16 protein-coding genes and 1 pseudogene are annotated in these 19,501 nt (G+C 67.7%); 8 read left to right on the top strand and 9 right to left on the bottom strand.

All coding sequences use genetic code 11. The features are described 5' to 3' along the window. Nucleotides 1–9 precede the first annotated feature (9 nt). The gene (locus ABZ909_RS42335; RefSeq protein ID WP_357011833.1) at nt 10–4,740 is read left to right on the top strand and encodes a type I polyketide synthase; all 4,731 of its coding nucleotides are present in this window, start codon (nt 10–12) and stop codon (nt 4,738–4,740) included. Between the two features lie 250 nt (nt 4,741–4,990). Here the strand turns inward: ABZ909_RS42335 and ABZ909_RS42330 are convergent, their stop codons facing one another. After that, nucleotides 4,991–6,433, bottom strand: coding sequence for an FGGY family carbohydrate kinase (locus ABZ909_RS42330; protein WP_357011830.1), 1,443 nt, complete (start codon nt 6,431–6,433; stop codon nt 4,991–4,993). A 4-nt stretch (nt 6,434–6,437) separates the two neighbouring features. Continuing rightward, nucleotides 6,438–7,619 carry a xylose isomerase gene (gene xylA / locus ABZ909_RS42325; RefSeq protein ID WP_357011827.1) on the bottom strand — a complete coding sequence of 394 codons (1,182 nt, stop codon included), beginning with the start codon at nt 7,617–7,619 and terminating at the stop codon, nt 6,438–6,440. A 92-nt stretch (nt 7,620–7,711) separates the two neighbouring features. On the opposite strand from xylA, the gene ABZ909_RS42320 reads away from it, so the two are divergent. Continuing rightward, complete coding sequence (locus ABZ909_RS42320; protein WP_357011825.1) at nt 7,712–7,942, top strand: hypothetical protein; 231 nt, start codon at nt 7,712–7,714, stop codon at nt 7,940–7,942. A 123-nt stretch (nt 7,943–8,065) separates the two neighbouring features. On the opposite strand, the gene ABZ909_RS42315 is transcribed toward ABZ909_RS42320, so the two are convergent. Both ABZ909_RS42315 and ABZ909_RS42310 read right to left on the bottom strand, forming a co-directional pair. Beyond that, the gene (locus ABZ909_RS42315) at nt 8,066–8,821 is read right to left on the bottom strand and encodes an alpha/beta fold hydrolase (RefSeq protein WP_357011822.1); all 756 of its coding nucleotides are present in this window, start codon (nt 8,819–8,821) and stop codon (nt 8,066–8,068) included. 79 nt (nt 8,822–8,900) lie between these two features. Further along, complete coding sequence (locus tag ABZ909_RS42310) at nt 8,901–9,578, bottom strand: TetR family transcriptional regulator (protein WP_357011820.1); 678 nt, start codon at nt 9,576–9,578, stop codon at nt 8,901–8,903. Nucleotides 9,579–9,649: 71 nt separating this feature from the next. Between ABZ909_RS42310 and ABZ909_RS42305 the strand changes: the two genes are divergently transcribed. From ABZ909_RS42305 to ABZ909_RS42295, 3 genes are all read left to right on the top strand, one after another. Further along, complete coding sequence (locus ABZ909_RS42305; RefSeq protein WP_357011818.1) at nt 9,650–11,239, top strand: GMC oxidoreductase; 1,590 nt, start codon at nt 9,650–9,652, stop codon at nt 11,237–11,239. A 176-nt stretch (nt 11,240–11,415) separates the two neighbouring features. Continuing rightward, on the top strand, nt 11,416–12,120 hold the full coding sequence (locus tag ABZ909_RS42300) for a response regulator transcription factor (RefSeq protein WP_357011838.1): 705 nt from the start codon (nt 11,416–11,418) through the stop codon (nt 12,118–12,120). An 84-nt stretch (nt 12,121–12,204) separates the two neighbouring features. Further along, nucleotides 12,205–13,740, top strand: a complete 1,536-nt coding sequence (locus ABZ909_RS42295) for a HAMP domain-containing sensor histidine kinase (RefSeq protein WP_357011836.1) — start codon at nt 12,205–12,207, stop codon at nt 13,738–13,740. A 36-nt stretch (nt 13,741–13,776) separates the two neighbouring features. On the opposite strand, the gene ABZ909_RS42290 is transcribed toward ABZ909_RS42295, so the two are convergent. Next, nucleotides 13,777–14,094 carry a hypothetical protein gene (locus ABZ909_RS42290; protein WP_357011816.1) on the bottom strand — a complete coding sequence of 106 codons (318 nt, stop codon included), beginning with the start codon at nt 14,092–14,094 and terminating at the stop codon, nt 13,777–13,779. Between the two features lie 146 nt (nt 14,095–14,240). Here ABZ909_RS42290 and ABZ909_RS42285 point away from each other — a divergent pair, with 146 nt between their 5' ends. Then, nucleotides 14,241–15,260 (top strand): asparagine synthase-related protein, encoded by a 1,020-nt coding sequence (locus ABZ909_RS42285; protein WP_357011814.1) that lies wholly within the window; start codon nt 14,241–14,243, stop codon nt 15,258–15,260. A gap of 34 nt (nt 15,261–15,294) precedes the next feature. On the opposite strand, the gene ABZ909_RS42280 is transcribed toward ABZ909_RS42285, so the two are convergent. The 3 genes from ABZ909_RS42280 to ABZ909_RS42270 form a co-directional block, all read right to left on the bottom strand. Then, nucleotides 15,295–15,780, bottom strand: a complete 486-nt coding sequence (locus ABZ909_RS42280; RefSeq protein ID WP_357011812.1) for a hypothetical protein — start codon at nt 15,778–15,780, stop codon at nt 15,295–15,297. A gap of 131 nt (nt 15,781–15,911) precedes the next feature. Next, the gene (locus ABZ909_RS42275; RefSeq protein ID WP_357011810.1) at nt 15,912–16,118 is read right to left on the bottom strand and encodes a DUF397 domain-containing protein; all 207 of its coding nucleotides are present in this window, start codon (nt 16,116–16,118) and stop codon (nt 15,912–15,914) included. Then, nucleotides 16,115–17,023, bottom strand: a complete 909-nt coding sequence (locus tag ABZ909_RS42270; RefSeq protein WP_357011808.1) for a helix-turn-helix transcriptional regulator — start codon at nt 17,021–17,023, stop codon at nt 16,115–16,117. The genes ABZ909_RS42275 and ABZ909_RS42270 overlap by 4 nt, the downstream gene beginning before the upstream one ends. Before the next feature lie 410 nt (nt 17,024–17,433). Here ABZ909_RS42270 and ABZ909_RS42265 point away from each other — a divergent pair, with 410 nt between their 5' ends. Then, entirely contained in the window at nt 17,434–17,625 is a 192-nt protein-coding gene (locus tag ABZ909_RS42265; protein WP_357011806.1) for a hypothetical protein, read from the top strand. Between the two features lie 113 nt (nt 17,626–17,738). Here ABZ909_RS42265 and ABZ909_RS42260 read toward each other — a convergent pair whose 3' ends face one another. Then, entirely contained in the window at nt 17,739–19,022 is a 1,284-nt protein-coding gene (locus ABZ909_RS42260) for a ubiquinone/menaquinone biosynthesis methyltransferase (RefSeq protein ID WP_357011804.1), read from the bottom strand. A gap of 94 nt (nt 19,023–19,116) precedes the next feature. Between ABZ909_RS42260 and ABZ909_RS42255 the strand changes: the two are divergent. Continuing rightward, nucleotides 19,117–19,215: pseudogene (locus ABZ909_RS42255) on the top strand (TetR/AcrR family transcriptional regulator); the annotation flags it as partial. Between the last annotated feature and the right edge of the window lie 286 nt (nt 19,216–19,501).

The following is a 19,501-nucleotide window of genomic DNA, read 5'->3' as shown; positions in this document are numbered from 1 at the left end:
ACCGAGGCGGTGGCGTGGCCGGAGGTGGATCGTCCGCGTCGTGCTGGTGTGTCCTCGTTCGGTATCAGCGGCACCAATGCCCATGTCATCGTCGAGCAAGCTCCGGCGGTGGATCAGGCACCGGTGACGACGACTGCCCGCGCTGACGGACCGCTGCCCTGGGTGGTTTCGGCACGAAGTGGCGAGGCACTCGGCGGTCAGGCTGCCCGCCTGGCGTCCCACGTCGGAGCTCGCGACCTGAATCCGGCGGATATCGGCTTCTCACTGGCGTCCACGCGTGCAGTTTTCGAGCATCGCGCGGTTGTGGTGGCCGAGAGTCGTGATGGCCTGCTCGCCGGAGTGCGGTCCTTGGCTGCCGGTGAACAGGCCCCCGGTGTGGTGTCCGGCCGCGTGGCGTCGGGTTCGACGGGTGTGGTGTTCTCGGGTCAGGGTGCGCAGTGGGCCGGTATGGCCACTGAGCTGCGTGCGGCGTATCCGGCGTTCGCCGAGGCGTTCGACGGGATCGTTGCCGAGCTGGATCCGCTGCTGGGGCAGTCGGTTTCGCTGAGTACTGCGTTGACCAGTGTTGACCTCGTCGATCACACGGTGTTTGCGCAGGCGGGTTTGTTCGCGTTCGAGGTGGCGTTGTTCCGGCTGCTCGAATCGTGGGGTGTGCGTGCGGATGTGGTGGCTGGTCATTCGATCGGTGAGGTGGCTGCCGCGCATGTGGCGGGTGTGTTGTCTCTGAGGGATGCGTGTGTGCTGGTGGCTGCCCGTGGCCGGTTGATGCAGGCGCTGCCGACCGGTGGGGCGATGGTCGCGGTCGGTGCGTCCGAGTCCGATGTGTTGGCGTTGCTGGTCGGTGAGGTGTCGATCGCGGCGGTCAACGGACCTGCGTCGGTGGTGTTGTCCGGGGTCGAGAACGATGTCGTGGCCGTCGCCGACCGTTGTGCCGAAATGGGCTGGCGCACCCACAGGTTGCGTGTGTCGCATGCCTTCCATTCGGCCTCGATGGAACCCATGCTGGCCGAATTCGCCACAGTGATACAAGGTTTGGCGTTCGCCCGCCCCCGTATCCCGCTGGTGTCGACGGTGACCGGTCTGCGGGTAACCGATGAGATGTCGGATCCGGCGTATTGGGTGCGTCAGGTCCGGGGGACCGTCCGGTTCGCCGACGCGGTCGCGACGGCCGCCGACCTGGGTGTGTCCAGGTTCGCCGAGGTCGGTCCCGATGCGGTGCTGACCCCGATGATCGCCCAAACCCTCGATACCGCGACCACAATCGCTCTCACCAGACGGGACAACGCGACCCCCGTGACCCTGCTGACGGGCCTCGCCCGTCTGCACGTCACCGGTGCGACGGTGGATTGGACCAGCTACTACGCCGGAGTCGGTGGCACGAAGACCGACCTCCCGACCTACAGCTTCCAGCACCGCCGCTTCTGGGCCACCGGCCCACTGCACACCGGCGAAGCGCACGCGCTCGGCCTGCGGTCCACCGAGCACCCCATGCTCGGCGCGATGGTGGCACAGCCGGAGAACGGCGGAGTCAGGTTCACCGGCCGCCTGTCCACGGCCACCCATCCCTGGCTGGCCGATCATGATGTGCTCGGCACGGCACTGCTCCCCGGCACCGGATTCGTCGAGCTCGCCGTGCACGCCGGAGACCAGGTCGACTGTCCGGAGCTCGAGGAACTCACACTGCTGGCGCCGCTGGTGTTGCACGGGCATGGCGGAGTACAGATCCAGGTGATCGTCGGCGACGGCGATGACACCGGTCGCCGAGGGCTCGACATCTACTCGCGCAAGGACGTGGACGATCCGTCGCTCTCGTGGACCCACCACGCGCACGGCACGGTGAGTCCGGGCCAGGAGGCCGGCGACGACGGCTGGGCCGACTTCGTCCAGTGGCCACCGGCCGGTGTCACGGCCGTCCCGTTGGACGGCGCCTACGACGAACTCGCCGAGAACGGGTACCACTACGGGCCCGCATTCCAAGGGCTGTCGGCCCTGTGGCGTCGCGGGGCGGATCTCTTCGCCGAAGTCGCTCTCCCCGAGCAGACCTCGGCTCAGGGCTATGGTGTGCATCCCGCGCTGCTCGACTCGGCCATGCACGCGCTGTCCTTCGGCCTTCCCGAGGGCGTGGACGAGCACGCCGAGCGGCCGACCCTGGTGCCGTTCGCATGGTCTTCGGTGCGTGTGCACGCGGACGGCGCCCGGCGGGTGCGGGCCCGGTTGACGTGGCTGAACCAGGGAGAAGTCACCCTGGCGATGGCCGATTCCGTTGGCGTGCCACTGCTTTCGGTACGGTCGCTCGCATTGCGCCCGCTGTCGGTCGAACTGCTCTCGGGGGCGGCCCGGTCCTCACAGGACGCGCTGTACGAGCTGACCTGGCGGCCCGGTCCTGAAGTGCGTTCGGCGGCGGGAGTCTCGTGGGCCGAGTGGGGCGGCGCGGAGACGGCCTCGGTCCTGCTCTTCCGGCCCACGGTCGACGGCGACGACGTGCCAATCCGATTGCGCACGGCCCTGCACCGCACGCTCGGTGTCATCCAGCAGTTCCTGAGCGAAGAACGGTATGCCGCAGCCACTTTGGCTGTGATCACCGACTCCGAGGCCGACCCGGCCGCGGCTGCGGTGTGGGGTCTGGTGCGCGCGGCGCAGGCGGAGAATCCCGGGCGGATCGTGCTCGTCGAGGCGCGTGCGGAGACGGCGGCGGATCACCTTGTCGCCGCGGCGATCTCGGGTGAGCCGGAACTAGCTGTCGACGCGAACGGGGCGCGGGTGCCGCGCCTGGTTCGCTCGGCGGCGCCCGAACCGGAGCCGCGGGCACCGTGGGATCCCGAACGGACGGTACTGATTACCGGCGGTACCGGCGGGATCGGTCGCCACATCGCCGAGCATCTGGTGACCAACCACGGTGTGCGGCACCTGCTGCTGGCCGGCCGTCGCGGTCCGGCCGCTGCCGCGGATCTGATCGAGGAACTCGGCGCTCTCGGCGCCCGGGTCCGTGTGGCCGCCTGCGATGTCACCGACCGAAATGCGTTGCGGGACCTGCTCGCTGCGATACCCGCGGAGCATCCGCTGGGTGCGGTCGTCCACGTGGCGGGCGTCGCCCACAACGGTCTGGTCGACACCTTGACGCCGGAGCAGATCGACTACTGCCTCGGCGCCAAGGCCGACGCCGCGTGGTATCTGCACGAACTCACCCGCGACGCCGGACTGTCCGCATTCGTGATGATCTCCTCGGTGGCAGGCTCGATCCTGCCTGCCGGGCAAGGCGGTTACGCGGCGGCCAATGTGTTCCTCGACGCCCTCGCCACCTTCCGGCACGCCGAGGGCCTACCGGCCACCTCGCTCGCCTACGGTCTGTGGGACATCGAAACCGGACTGTCGCAATGGCTCAGCCAAGCCGACCGGCTGCGCATGCGGCGCCAGGGCATGCCGCCGCTGGCCGCGGACAAGGCACTCGAATTGTTCGACGCGGCAGTGTCGACGACGCGTCCGGTGCACGTGCCGGTCGAGATCGACCTGGCCGCGCTGCGCGCCCGGGACGCGGTGCCCGCACTGCTCGGCGACCTGGCCAAACGGGCCGGGCGTCGGCACAGCAGCGGAACACAGGACGCGGGAGCGCTGCGCAGGCAGCTGGCACAGCTCTCGGAGTCCGAACAGGAACAGTGGCTCCGGACCCACATCCTCGAGAACGCCGCCAGACTGCTCGGGCACGAGAGCGCCGACGCTCTCGACCCCGAGCGGGACTTCCTCGAGGCCGGGTTCGACTCACTGGCCGCCATGGAGTTGCGGACCACCCTGAACGCCTCCACCGGACTGACCCTGCCGACCGCCGCGATCTTCGATCACAAAACGCCTGCGGCACTGGCCCGGTACCTGCGGAAGGAGCTCACCACAGCCACACGCAGCGGCAGCGAGCTCGTGAGCGAGGACGACTCGCTGTACGGAATGTTCCGGGGCGCGGTGGAATCCGGCCGGGTCGGTACCGGCTTTTCCCTGTTGAACCTGGCGGCGGAGCTGCGCGAGCAGTTCTCGTCGGCGTCCGAACTGGACCGCCTACCGGCGCCGGCGCGAGTCGCGGCGGGTTCGGCCCTGCCGCGGATCATCTGCCTCGCACCGCCACTGGCCACCGGCGGTGCGCATCAGTACGCCAGGATCGCCTCGCACCTGCGAACTGCCCGTGAGGTTGTGGGGCTGTCACCGATCGGCTGCCGGACGGGAGAACCCCTGCCGGCGACGCCGACGGCGGCCCTGGAGGCCCTGGCCCGCAGCGTTCTCGAAGCGGCGCAAGGAGATCCGTTCGTGCTGCTCGGGTACTCCTCGGGCGGCCTGCTGGCCTACCTCCTCACCGAGCACCTGGAGGCGGTGGGCGGACCCGCGCCCGCGAAAGTGGTCATGTTGGATACCTACCGGGTGGACGATGGCGGCGGCGAATGGCTGCTGCGAGCGATGGCCGAGCACATGGTGTCCAACGAGGCGACATTCGGCCGCTTCGACCAGGCCCGCTTGTCCGGCATGGGCTGGTACGTGCGGCTGCTCCAGGAGATGGCGCCCGGTCCCGTTGTCACGCCGACCTTGTTCGTCCAGTGCGCCCTGTCATTCATGGGGAGCTCATCGGACCGTGCGGACTGGCAGGCCCAGCCCTGGGACGCAACGCATTCCGTCGTGCCGGTCCAGGCTGATCACTTCACGATCCTCGAGGACGGCTCGGCGGACGCCGCGGTCGTGATCGAGAGCTGGCTCGCCGGTTAGCGGCGACGACCGGGTGAGCCCAGGCTCACCCGGTCGTCCTCGCCCAATGCCGTGTTCGAGGTTGATGCGGTATTCGGGGTGGCGGCATTGCCGCCGGTCCCGGAAAGCTATGTGCGCCAAGTGATCCACGACTTCACTCACCTCACGCGGCCTGGCGATCGATCGACTGTCGGCGGGCATCGACTGTCGGCGGGCTACGAGGGTACCGAAATCGGCAGCGATGCATGGGATCTGGCAACGGCACCGAACGTCACGGGTGTGAGCGGGCTGCCGCCTCCCGGTATCGGGTCAGCAATTCCGGCGAGGGGTCTGCAGCAAAGGTGCGGGTTGTGGCCGACGGCCAGGCAGGGGGATGCGGGGTCGACGACATCACCCACGCTGCTTGGCGAGCGGCTCCCGCGGCGACGTATTCACCTGGAACGGGAACATCGACGGGCACCCCGAACACCGCCGGCGCGATGGCGCACACGGCTGCCGAGCGTGCACCGCCACCAGTCAGCGTGATCCGGTCGACGGGTACCGAACCACGACGGAACACGTCGGCAGCAGCGGCGGTCAGGCACAACAGCGACTCCACCGCCGCCCGGGCGATATTCTCCCGGGTCATCGACTCCATCGTCATGCCGTACAAGCTGCCGGTGGCGTGGGGAAGATTCGGCGTCCGCTCGCCCTGCAGGTAGGGCACCTGCACCAGCCCGCCCGCGCCGGGTGACGCCGCCAGCGCCAACGCCGACAGCTCGTCGAGATCCACGCCGAGGACGGTGGCGGTCGCCTCGAGGATCCTGGCCGCGTTGAGAGTGCACACCAGTGGAAGAAAACGACCGGTAGCGTCGGCGAAGCCCGCCACCGTGCCGGACGGGTCCCGGACCGGCGTGGTCGTGACGGCGGCGATCACGCCCGAGGTACCCAGCGAGAGCATCACCTCACCGGCACGCAGTCCCAAACCCAGTGCTGCGCCGGCGTTGTCGCCGCATCCGGGCCCGACGATCATCTCCGGCCGGCCCAGTGCAGGGTCGCAGGTGCCTGCGGGCTCCGTCGGCGCCGAGACCGCCGGCAACACGATGCCCTCCGCGTGGGTCTGGCTGAACCGCAAGGCCATTGCCAGCAGCTCACGCCGGTAGATACCGGACACCGGATCGAAATAGCCGGTGCCCGACGCTTCGCTACGGTCGGTGACCAGGTCGTCGAGCGACCTCGCACCGCGCAACCGCCAGCTCAGCCAATCATGGGGCAGCGCGATCGCTGCGATACGGGCGGCATTGGCGGGCTCGTGGTCGGCGAGCCAGCGCAGTTTCGTGACGGTCAGCGACGCGACCGGTGCGGTGCCGACCGCGTCGACCCAACGCCGCACGCCTGCGTCGCCATCGCCGTCGCCCATCTCGTGAACAAGGTCGCGTGCGGCAGTAGCGGATCGGGTGTCGTTCCACAGCAACGCTGGACGGATCACCGCGCCGCGGGCGTCCAGGCAGACGAGTCCGTGCTGCTGCCCGCCGACCGAGACCGCGGCCACGTCGTCGAGGCCGCCGGCCTGCTGAATCGCCGATTGCAATGCCTGCCACCAATATTCGGGATCGATCTCGGTGCCGGGCGGGTGTGGGGCGGCACCCGAGCGCACCGGCCGGCCGGTGTGGGCGTCGCGGATGACAACCTTGCAGGATTGCGTCGAGGAATCGACCCCAGCCACCAGTGTCATGGCCTCATCCGATCACATGCTCGACGGCGAGTTGGTGCAAGCGCACGAAACCGTAGTCGCGCGTCGCGGCAGTGTCGGGGTCGAACAGTTGGTCTCGGGCCGCCGCGAACGCCTGTACCGATTCACCCTCGCCCAGTGTCGGTTGGGCGAGGTCGAACACCCCGGCGTGTGTCATCGCCTCCTGCACGCGAGGGTCGGCCCGGAATGCGCGGGCCCTGTCGGCCAGCATCAGGTAGGTCGACATGTTCGCTCGTGCCGATTCCCACACCCCGGGCATGTGTTCGGTGCGTGAGGGTTTGTAGTCGAAGTGCCGGGCCCCGGTGTAGCGAGGGCCGTCGGGATAGCCGGGGAACCCATTCTCGAGCAGGTCCACGGTGAAGAACGCCGACATCAAATCGCCGTGGCCGAACACCAGGTCCTGGTCGTATTTCGCGCCGCGCTGCCCGTTGAGGTCGATGTGGAACAACTTGCCGCTCCACAACGCCTGCCCGATCGCATGGGTGTAGTTGAGTCCCGCCATCTGCTCGTGGCCGGTCTCGGGGTTGACCCCGACCAGATCAGCATGGTCGAGCTCCGCGATCAGCGCGAGAGCGTGTCCCACGGTGGGCAGCAGGATGTCGCCGCGCGGTTCGTTGGGTTTCGGCTCCAATGCGATGCGCAGGTCGTATCCCTGTGCCTTGATGTAGGCCGCGACGGTGTCGATGCCCTCCTTGTACCGTTCGAGCGCGGCGTAGAGGTCCTTGGATCCGTCGTATTCACTGCCCTCACGGCCGCCCCACATGACGAAGGTAGCGGCATCGACCTGTCCGGCCAGATCGACCGCGTGCAGGATCTTCCGCAACGCGAAGCGACGGACCGCCCGGTCGTTGGCGCACAGTCCACCCTCCTTGAACACCGGGTGGGTGAAGGTGTTGGTGGTGACCATCTCGATTGTCAAGCCAGCACGATCGGCCGCGTCCTTCACCCGGGCGACCCGTCGCCGCTGAATGGTCTCATCGGCGTCGAATGGGTAGATGTCGTTGTCGTGGAAGCTGATTGCCCAGGCCCCGAGCTGGGCCAGCCCGTCGACGTAGTCCCACGGATCCAGTGTCGGACGGGTCGCGGCACCGAACGGATCAGCGCCGCTCCAGCCGACTGTCCACAGTCCGAACGAGAACCTGTCCTGCGGTGTGGGTTGGCGGGACATCGCACGCTCCTCTCATTTGATCAGCCGATGAAACGCCGATCATCGCCGCAAGCCGCCTCATCGCCCTGGGGCTGCGGGTGGATACGAATCGTTTGACCGCTCGGGCAATCACATTGTCCGGGGACATCGCGGGCGAACGCAGCGAGATCGGCGACTGGCGGAACATTCGACCAGCCACCTGCTCGGCCCGACTCGGCGAGCTCAGCACAGAACTGATTACAGCGCGGGCTGAGGACGTGCGAGTCGTCGGGGTCGGCTTGGCGCTGCCCGGGATCGTGCGTGCCGACACCGCCACGCTCATGACCGCACCGAATCTGGGGTGACCCGAAATGCGTCCCGAGGAGCCACAATACTTCTCGAAGGTTCGACAGACGTCACGCCGCGATCGCGCGCCGCACCGGCTGCGTGCTGGACCGGGCGAGCGCAGGCTCACCCGGTCGTTCTCGCTAGCTCGACAGCGCCGCCGAGCTGTGCTCGCGGATCAGCTCCGCCACCGCGCGGGAATTCGCATCGATGAAGAAGTGACCGCCCGGAAACGATTGCGCGGCGAAGCTTCCGGAGGTGTGTGAGCTCCACGGCTGGATGTCCGCGAAACTCGCATCGGGGTCACGGTCGCCGACCAGTGCGACGATGGGGGACTTGACCATTGCGTCCGTCGTGCACGCGTAGGTCTCGATGGCTCGATAGTCGTTCCTGACGATCGACAGGATCAATTCCCGAAACTCGGGATCCTCGAGCAGTACCGCGGGCGTACCGCCGACCCGGAGCAATTGTTCACACAGTTCTCGATCGCCGAGCAGATGCACACGCCCGGTTTGTGTCGCCGACGGAGCGCAGCGGCCGGAAGCGAAAAGCACTGTCGCCGTTGCCCCTGCCTCATCCTCGAGCCGACGGCACGACTCGAAAGCCACGACGGATCCCATGCTGTGGCCGAACACCGAAAAATTCTCGGCATCCCCGACGGCTTCGATCAACTCGGGAAGCAAGCCGTCGACAAGCCCTGAAATATCGCCCACGAGCCGTTCGTGCCTTCTGTCCTGCCGTCCCGGATATTGAACGGCGACAACGTCGAAATCCGAACCGACGCACTCGGCCAATGATCCGAAAGAGAGGGCGGATCCGCCGGCGTGCGGAAAGCAGACCAACTTGTGGGAGCCATTCCTCGGCGCAGGGGACAGGTGACGCAGCCAGCTATTGCCCATAGGGTGGAGAGCCTTTCCTCGGATTCGACATCCGAACGTTACCGTGCAAAGGGGCTCGAGCGGGGTGCGGGGGAGAGCGTCAGGGTTGTTGTGGCGCAGGGGAATCCGTAGGGACGCGGCGGAACGGGGCGGCTACGTCGGGGCGCAGGGGGACGGAGGTGGCGGAGTCGCGGCGACGGAGGGCCTCGGTGGCCTCGGGCTCGTTGTCGGCCGTCAGGCGGTAGACGGCGCGTTCGAGGATCGGAAGGACTTCGGAGACCTGGAGGGTGCCGTCGGCGCATTGGCCGAGCAGGGAGAAGGTCATGTTGGAGAGGACGACGGCGATGTCCTCGAGGTAGCGGGGCTCGGCGCCGGCGAGAACGGCGGCGGCGATGGGGAGGACGGCGTCCAGGCCGTGATTGTCGAGGCGCTGGTTGGCCGGACCGATGCGGGCCCGGTGGTAGGCCTCGAGCATGATCGGGTGGCGTTCCCAGGGATCGAAGACGTGGCGGATGACGCGGAGCAGGCCGTCACGAATGGATTCACCGGGGGGCGGGGACTCCATCGGGATGTAGGTGTTGTCCTCCATCCAGGCTTCGATGGCGGAGACGAGCAACTCGTCGCGCGTGGGGAAGAGCTTGTAGATGGTGGTGAGCGAGACGCGGGCGCGGCGCGCGACTTCGCGCAGCTGGACGGCGTCGTAGCCGTCGGATTCGAGCAGCGTGCGGACCTCGAGCAGGATCCGTGCCCGTAATGCCTCTTCCGTCTCCTTGGCCATGCAGTTACAGTAACGCCGTTACTTGAGTAACCGGGTTACTCAACAACCGCACGAACCTTCCAAGGTGTCCAATGCCAGATATCTCGCGTCGCTCCCTGCTGTCCGGAGCAGCCGCCACCGCTGCTCTGCTCGCGACCGCGCCGGTCGCCCGCGCAGGAATCGCCGCCCGGGTCAAGCGGGTGGAGCTCACCCGCGAAGACCATCGGGTCATCGTCATCGGCTCCGGTTTCGGTGGCGGCGTCACCGCCCTGCGCCTGGCCGAAGCCGGCGTCCAGGTGCTGCTGCTCGAGCGCGGCCTGCGCTGGCCCACCGGACCGAATGCGCAGACCTTCCCGCATGCCACCGCACCGGACAAGCGCATCCTGTGGCATCGCTCGAGCCCCGAATTGTTCGGCAAGCCGGTGGCTTTCGACAAGTACACCGGCCTCGTCGAGGCGGTGCCGGGTCAGCACATGACCGCCCTGTGCGCGGCCGGCCTGGGCGGCGGTTCGCTTGTCTACCAGGGCATGTCGCTCCAGCCCACGGAGGCGGTCTTCAGCGCTCATTTCCCGGATGGATTCGACTGGGAATCCCTGAATTCCGTCTACTACCCCCGGGTCGCCCGCATGCTCGGCCTGGCCGTGGCTCCCGACGAACTGATCAACACGCCGAACTACACCGCCGCAAGGGTTTTCGCCGATCACGTCCGCCGGGCCGGTCTGCCGCTGTCGAAGATCCCCATGCCCATCGACTGGAACTTCGCACTCGCCGAACTCCGCGGCGAGATGGCTCCCTCCTACACCAACGGTGACGGGGCCATGGGCGTCAACAACGGCGGCAAGCACTCGGTCGACGTAACCTATATCGCCGCTGCCGAGGCCACCGGTTGCGTCACCGTCGAGACCCTGCACGAGGTCACCGACATCGAGCGCGCCGCGGACGGCCGCTGGGTCGTGCACGTGAACCGCACCGATACCGCGGGCACGGTGCTGGAGAACAAGATCCTCACGACCAATGCCCTGGTCATGGCCGCGGGCAGCCTCAATACCACCCGTCTGCTGGTGCGCGCGGGGGCGAAGGGCCAGATCCCCGATCTCCCGGACAATCTCGGCCGCGGGTGGGGCACCAATGCCGACCGCATCTACGTCTGGTCGGCTCCCACCGGGGAATTCGGCCCCGCCCAGGGCGGTCCCGTCGTCTACGGCAGCTTGAACTGGGATGACCCGGACAACGCGCACACCGTCAGCCAGGCGTCCATTCCGCCGCTGTCGATGGACGCGCACAGCACCATGATGGTCGGCTACGGGCTCAGCACCGGCCGCGGCGAGTTCCGCTACGACTCGGCGACCGATGCCGCGACCCTGCACTGGCCCGCCGACGGCGATGCCGCCATCCAGGACGACCACATCGGCCCCGCGGTGCAGCGCATCGCCGGACCGTCGAGCGCCCTGCTCGACACCAATCTCGCGTTCCCGTCCACCTGGCATCCGCTGGGCGGCGCGAGCATGGGCACGGTGTGCGACCTCGACGGCCGCGTCCACGGCCAACCCGGCCTGTACGTCCTCGACGGCGCGCTCATGCCCGGCAACACCGCCGCCTGCAACCCGTCGATGACCATCGCGGCCCTGGCCGAACGCGCCCTGGACCGCTTGGTGGCCACCGATGTGGGGCAATCGATTTGACCTTGCCAACGGACGCGCCGCACAGACCTCGGCGCGACTTCCTGCGGTCCGCACAGCCGGGGCACAGCTCTCACAGCTGACCCATAGCTTCGGTACAGCTTCGGCCCAGCGATTTCCCCGACGCTGTAACGATGTCAGTTCTGACCTCGGGAAACACCCCGATCGAGCGCTCCGCCATGCGTCGTGCCGACGGCAGTCCCGTCAGCGTGCTGGTGGTGGACGACGAACCGGCGCTGGCCGAATTGCTCGCCCTGGCCCTGCGTTACGAGGGCTGGACCGTCGGCACCGCGGGCGATGGGCGCACGGCCGTTGCCAGGGCGCGCGAACTGCGGCCCGATGTGGCCGTGCTCGATGTGATGCTGCCCGATATGACCGGTCTCGAGGTGCTCGACCGGCTGCGCTACCTGATCCCGGATCTGCCGGTCCTGCTGCTGACCGCCAAGGATTCGGTCGAGGACCGGATCGCCGGGTTCACCGCGGGCGGTGACGACTACGTCACCAAGCCCTTCAGCATCGACGAGGTGGTGCTGCGGCTGCGGGCGCTGCTGCGGCGCGCGGGCGTCGCGAGCGAGGACAGCGGCTCGCGGCTGGTGGTCGGCGACCTGGTGCTCGACGAGGACAGCCACGAGGTCACCCGCGACGGCGTCGACATCGCACTGACCTCAACGGAATTCGAGCTGCTGCGGCTGTTCATGCGCAACCCCCGCCGGGTGCTGAGCAAGGCGCAGATCCTGGACCGGGTCTGGAGTTACGACTTCGGTGGCCGCTCCAACATCGTCGAACTGTATGTCTCCTATCTGCGTAAGAAGATCGACAGCGGCCACGCGCCGATGATCCACACACTGCGGGGTGCGGGCTATGTCCTCAAGCCGGCTCGGTGAGTCCACGCTGGAGTTCGGTGAGTCCGAGCTCGGTCCCCATCCACGAACGAGCGGGGTGAGTCCATGAAGCGACGCGATGAGCCCATGAACGAGCTCCCTGTACCTTCGGGCCCGCCCGCCGAGCCGAGGCCGCGCCGCCGCTGGTCGCTGCGAAGGCGGCTGCTGGTCGGGCAGGTGGTGCTGCTGGTGGTCGTGGTCGCGGGCATCGGCATCGCGACCGAGCTTGCGCTGCAACAGTTCCTGGTGCACCAGGTGGACGTCGACCTCATCCAGACGACAGAGCATGCCCTCGGTGACGTGGGTGGCGGTTCCGGCCTCGGCCCGCCGCCGGACCAGCACAATGCCCCCGGCCCGCCGCCGTCCACGGGCGAGTCGTCCGGTCCGGGACCGGAATTCCTGAATCGCCGCAGCATCCAACCGGATACGGTCGGCGCGCTCGTGGACCGCGACCACTCGATGACCGCGGGCCGCGTCGGCAGCGACGGCGTGCAGTCCGCCCTGTCGGAGGCGGCCCGCAAGCAGCTGGCCGCCGTCACTCCCGATAAGCCCGTCTCGATGAATATCGCGGGCCAGGGCCAGTATCGCGTGCTCGCCGAGACCACCCGGTCGGGCAAGACGGTGATCACGGGACTGCCGCTGGCCTCGGTCGACGCCACCCTCATGCGGGTGCTCCTGATCCTGCTGATCGTCACCGCCGTGGTCCTGGTGGTGGCGACCTCCGCGGGCATCTGGCTCATCCGGCGCGCCCTGACTCCGCTGGATCGGGTCGCCGCCACCGCCGCGCGGGTCGCGGACCTGCGGCTGGATCGCGGGGAAGTGACCCTGCCCGTGCGGGTTCCGGTCGCCGACGCCGGCGCCCGCACCGAGGTCGGTCAGCTCGGCATGGCCATCAACCGCATGCTCGACCACATCGCGGGCGCGCTGGAGGCTCGGCACGCCAGCGAGACCCGGATCCGGCGGTTCCTGGCCGACGCCAGCCACGAGCTGCGCACCCCGCTGTCGTCCATCCGCGGTTACGCGGAACTGGCGCTGCGGGAGCGGGATACGCTGCCGCCGGTGGTCGCGCACGCCATGAGCCGCGTCGACTCCGAGTCCCGGCGCATGACGACCCTGGTGGAGGACATGCTGCTGCTGGCTCGCCTGGACGCTGGGCGCGGGATCGAGCACACGCCGGTGGACCTGACCCGGCTCACCGTGGACGCGGTCAGCGACGCCCACATCGCCGGCCCGGATCTGCAGTGGGCGCTGGAATTACCGCCCGAGCCGATCGTGGTCACCGGCGACACGGCCCGCCTGCACCAGGTGCTGGCCAACCTGCTCGCCAATGCGCGTGTGCACACCGGACCCGGCACCCGGGTCACCACCGCCCTGGCCGAGGACGGCCGGGGCGGGGCGATCTGGCGGGTCACCGACGATGGACCGGGCATTCCCACGGAACTGCAGCCGGAGGTCTTCGAACGCTTCGCGCGCGGTGATTCGTCGCGTTCGCGACGCGCCGGCAGCACCGGGCTCGGCCTGTCCATCGTGGCGGCGGTGGTGAAGGCGCACGGCGGCGCCATCGACGTCGAAAGCCGTCCCGGCCGTACGGAATTCACCGTGCGCCTGCCCGCCGCGGGCTGAGCGCACGGCGGCGGTCAGCCGATACGGCGGTGACGGTCAGCCGAAGGAGCCGGTCGGCGGCTGCGGCTGGGCCTGCGGCTCGGGCTGGGGCTGCGGCTGATCCGGGCCGCGATTCTGGTCGCCAGGCCGGTCGTGCCGATCCTGGTCGCCGTGGCGGTCCTGGTTGTCGCCGCCGCGATCGTGATTCCAATCAGGGTCGGCGATCTGGCTGACCACCGGAATCCCGGAGTCGGTGGTGGCGGCCGAGGCGGGGATGGCCAGCGCGGCCAGCGGCACCGCGGCGAGCACACCGGCCACGGCGATGCGGGCGGTCACGCGGCGCAGGCGGGACGGGGTCACAGACGAGGATTTCAACGCGCAGAACCTTTCTCGGAGGGACGGTCGGCCGATCGGCCTGCCGTGACTCCCATCCAAAGGTCCGCACGTGGGCGGGACATGGGTCCTACCTATGTGCCAGCTGGGAATCCGAGCCGGTATCGCGCCGCAGTAGGCTGAGCCGCGTGGGACGACCGGCCGCAGCACACACCGCACCCGCCGCCCAGAGCGGCGCACCCATGCAATTCGTCGCGGACCTGCGCGATATCGCCACCCCCGACCCGGATTCGCGCCGTCTCACCGATCCCGGGCACGCCGCCGAACTGGTGGCGGCCGAGACCCGCGACCGGCTGCGCGCGGTGTTCGAGGCCATGCCCGCCGAGCCGGTCATCCTGCTGTCCGGCGGCGTCGACTCGATCTTCCTGGCCGCCACCGCCGTCGCCCTGGGACATCGCCCGCACGCCCTCACCGTGCTGACCGCCGACGGCACCGACCGCGCCAACGCCACGGCCGCCGCCACCGCCCTCGGCCTGCCGCACGACATCGTCGAACTGGACGCCCCCGCCGTGGCGGCGTTGGCGCGAGAATCGTTGGAACGCCTGAAAGTGCCCGAGCTGTGGGAGGTTTCGTACGCCGTCCCGATGCTCGCCATCCAGCCGGTCCTGGACCGTCTCGGCGTCACCGGCCCGATCCTGACCGGCAGCGGCGCGGACGCCATCTTCGCGGGGGGTAAAACCCTCGCGCACCCGATCGATTCACCCGAGGCCACCGCGGAACTCGACCGCATCGCCCGCACGGAATCCGCCCACAACTTCACCGCCGACCGGCTCGTCCCGGACTTCTACCCCCGTATCCTGGGCGACCGCGCCGACCATATCGTGCACGCCTTCCAAACCGTCCGCTTCTGGGAACTCGCCCGAACCCTCGCGCCCCCAGCACTGTTCGGCCCGCACGACGGAGCCCCCGCCGACAAGCTGTGCGTCCGCATCGCCTGCGAGCGGCTGCTGCCCGAATCGGCCCGCTCCCTGGCGTGGGCCAAGAAGTCCGCCATCCAGCGGTCGGCAGGCATCATGGGTGCACTGGCTGAGGCCGCCCGCGCGTACGCCACCGACCTCCCCGGCGCACGCACCTACTCCGATCCGGGCACCGAACCCTTCGACGCCGTGGCCACCCGCCTCTACCTCGCGCTTCTCCTGCGCGACTAGCAGCGAGGCGGGCGACCGATCCGATTGTCCCGGTTCAGTTTCCGGACGCCTGCAGCCCCGCGATGCGGAATTCGTGGCTCATCCCCGAGCACACCACGTCATCGCGGACCGAGACCGTGCACGTGGCCCCGGCATAGTTGACCGACGTCGTGTACTGGTTGACCCCCGGCACGATCGCGGTATTGCCACCCTGCTGGGTGTGGCTGCCATTGGAGCCCCACTGCGGGTGTGAGGGAAAGTAGGCCGTGTCGATGGCAACGGCCGGCACGTAGGGCACCGGGATCGTCATACCCGCGATCGTCATCGACATGATCGGTGCCGGACTCGGAAGATCGCACCCCACAACACCATTCGGGGCGATCGAACAGTTGTCTCCCGCCATGTTGAACCATGCCACGCCGTTGGCGTCCACGTATGGCGTCGGGTCGATGAAGTCGGCGTGGGCCACACCCGGAACAACGCTTGCCAAGAACCCAGCGACCACTGCGCCGCCGGTGACCACTGCTGACCTAACCTGCATCGCACATCTCCTTTGATGGGTGTTCAACGGATCATGTCGTATACGTGTCGAGGCTGGTGGGAGATCTTGTTACGCATGAAGAAGCGAGTGCCCGGACACCACGCCCAGACTCCCACAGTCGTCATGGTCCGTCAGGACCGGTCGAACTTTCCGTTCTTCACGGCTGCATTGAAGGCGTCCCACTCGCCCGGCGCGAAGACCAGAGCCGGGCCGGCCACGTCCTTCGAGTCCCGTACCCCCACGGTGCCCCCGTCCAGATGTGCAACCTCGACGCAGTCCTGGTTGGGGCCGCTTCGGCTGCTCTTGTACCAATCCGCCTCGGACAGGTCGGCGTTCACTCGTACTCCTTTGCAATGTTCAGTACCAGTTCCCTGGCGTCCTGCCCGCTTTTCGCCACCGTGCGGAGGGTTCTCACCGCCGCCTTGTAGAGGTCCAGCTCGCCAGGCTTGTCCAGGTACAGCGCGCCCGTGAAGCCCTCCACGTACACCAATGGTGGTTCCGTCAGGCGGGAGTCCGCGTACGCGGGGAACTCCATCAGTGTGAACGTACCAACGATCAGCGGCAATGGAGTTGCCACGCCGAGCGGCACCACCCGGATCGACACCGTGGGTAGCTTCGACACGCTCGCGATGTGCCGAAGCTGCTCGGCCATGACGGCCGGACTGCCGACCGACCAGCGCAGGGCGGATTCACAGATGTACATGACGACGCTGAAGTCGGCCGGGGGCTCCTGCAACCGCTGCTGGCGTTTCGCCGAAATCTCGATGCGCTGTTCGACTTCCGCTGTCGGCATACCGGGGTAGGCAGCCCAGATCACCGCGCGCCGATAGCTCGGCGTCTGGAGCAGTCCGGGCAGGAGATTCAGGTGGAGCGTGGTGAGCTTCCGGGCGGATTCCTCCATGCCCAGGTACAGATCGAAATACGACGGCACCGCGGACCCGTAGTCGTGCCACCACCCTGGACTCTTCGTTTCGGCAATCAGACCGATGAGGGCGGCAGTAGTGTCTTCGTCGGCGCCATAAAGCCGGCAGAGGGCGTGCACGTCCACTTCCCGGATCTTCGTGCCCGGTTGTCCCGTTTCGAGTCTCCAGAGTGTTTGGGGCGAAACATCTATCAGTCTGTACGCCTTGACCGCCGGGACGCCGGACTGCTCGCGTAGCTGCTTCAGTGTCCGCCCGATCAGGCGGCGTGGAACGATGGAGCCAACAGCCATTCGCTTAGCCTCTCTACCGGTCTCATGCAATTTTGGAATGATTCTCTCGCCAACTTTGGATGGCGGAAACCTTTTCAAGCACATTGCCCTCTGGAACGTTCCACGCAGTGACCGGACGGCGTAGACCAGTAGTTACCCCCGGCCGCCGGGAACCTGAATAGCCGGCCCGGTCAACAAGTTCCGATCGTGCCCTTCGAAAACGGGTCGCACGTTCAGGCCGTACCGGCGGTCGGGGGCCACCAAACATCAACGCCGACAACCGGAGCGCCAGCCATGTACGGCATACCCATCGAGAATCATGAGGCGATCAGCGCGATGTCGATCGGTTACGCGCGCGATGTCCTCCGAATCCATGAGTCCTGCCCGATGTCCGTGTGCGGCAAGAAGCGTCAGGCCATCGCCGTGATCCGTGCGGGCGAACGGACCACCGGGAGCGGGCCATGACCATTATCTCGCACGACGCACCGGACTATCCGGTCATGAATCTGCAAGTGGCACAAAACGGTCTGAGGCAGCACCAGCATTGCGACGACAGCTGCGACGCCCGGCGATACTTCACCGACCTGGTTCCGAAGCTGGAGCGCGCGGACCGTGAAGTCAAACCGCTCAGGAGAACCTGGAACATCTGGTGACCCACAGTGACCGGGCCCAAGGCCGCGCCCGACGCTCAATCACGGCCCCGATGCGAGTAAGCATGCTGCCGACTATCGGGAACCGAGTTCTTGAACGCATTCTTTCTGACCGATCATCGTGGCTTGTCGGCCCAGAGGATGACATTGGTGCCGAGGAACTTCTTGCTCCATCCGATGTTCTGAAAACCGGTTTCGCGCAGGACATTCGCGACATGTTGGGGTGAGGTAAAGGCGAGGGCGCTGTATTCGAGGTAGGTGTACGACGACCGGTCGCGAGCAATCGTCTGCCCCAGCAGCGGAATGATCGTGCGCATCCCCCACTCGAGGATCGGCTTCAACGGGCCGCTGGGAGGGCAGGTTTCGAGGATGACGATCCGGCCGCCGGGCACGAGGACCCGGTGCTGTTCGCGAAGCACTCCGGGGAGGTCTTCGACGTTGCGGAGCAGATAGCCTTCGGTAACCGCGTCGAAGGACTCGTCGTCGAACGGCAGCCGGGTCGCGTCGGCCTGCTGCCATCGAACCGCGCCGGCCCGGGATTTGATCCGTGCGCGAGCCAGCATCGCCTCGGAGAAGTCGGCACCGGTCACAACGACAGTGGGATACATCTGTGCCGCCGCCAGAGCGATTGCACCTGTCCCGGTGGCCAGGTCCAACAGTTGTCCGCCCGCGGGCGGCACGGCGCGGGCGGCCACTTCACGGCACCAGCGCGCATGGCGGCCGAGCGTCATGACCACGTTCATCCGGTCGTAGTATCCGGCGATCTTCTCGAAGATCGTGTGTACCGCAACACCTTTGCCGTGCGAGGTCTCGGCGCCGGCGTTCGCTCGCCACTCGTGGCCGATGGCGCGCATCAGCGCCGGATACACACCGAGATACCGAAAAGGCTTGATACCGGCCATGTAGAGGGTGCCCAACAGGCCGTTCGGCTTCACCAGGACAGCCATCTGGCCGCGGTAGCCGCCGGTTCCGTCCGCAACCCAGCCGAGGTGCATGACCGCATGGACGGTCGTGTTGCCCATTTCGGCTGCCCACTCGTTCTCCAGTTGGTAGACGGACCGGAACAGCGATGTGCCGAGGTCCGGGCCCCTGGAGCCCGCGCGAAGGTCGGCGGGCAAGCGGTCGTACAGGGAGGGCAGCCGACCGCCGGTGCCGGTATCGGGCCGGTCCCAGCCGAGCAGCGCTCCGAGCTTCCAGCGAATGGCGAACAGCGCCCGGGAGATCGCGCTGTCGCCGGTCGCTCCACCGCTGACTCCTTCGGCGAATTGGCTTACCAGCCAATGGAAGTCGTCGGGGCCGCCCGGGGTGGGCAACGCCCATACGTCCTCCACGGTGAAGTCGTCGGCGATGTCGTGGATCCGCCAGGGGCGGTTGGTGTGAGCGGTGGGAGGAAGTCTCACGAGCTCGGCTCCGATCTATACGGTGGCGTATAGATCGAACATAAACCCATCTATACGCCCCCGTATACTCCTTGCCGACGTGAGGAGGCACACCGTGGCCGTGGCGCGCACACCGCGAGGCGGATGGATCGAGGAAGGCTTGCGGGCACTCGTCACGGGCGGCCCCGAAGCCGTGCGGATAGGGGCGCTGGCACAAGCACAGTCGCTCGTCAAGCTACGGTTGCTGGCCTACTGGTGCGTGATGCTGCCAGTGTTGCCTCGGTTGTCGTAACTGTCCTTGCCGCCGACCCGACGGCGGGCAGACCGGTCGGGGTGTGGTGCGACGGTGCTGGGACTTGCGGGATCCGACAGCTCGAAGATAGTATGTGCGCATACTAAATCGGGTTCGATCGAGGGAGATTGCAAGTCATGTGGAAGTTCGCGCACACCGAGTCCACCACCGCGACCCCGGCGCAGCTGTGGAGGCACTACGCCGACCC

The organism is Nocardia sp. NPDC046763 (assembly GCF_040645495.1).
GTDB lineage: Bacteria > Actinomycetota > Actinomycetes > Mycobacteriales > Mycobacteriaceae > Nocardia.
This window is presented reverse-complemented; position numbering and strand designations above follow the sequence as displayed.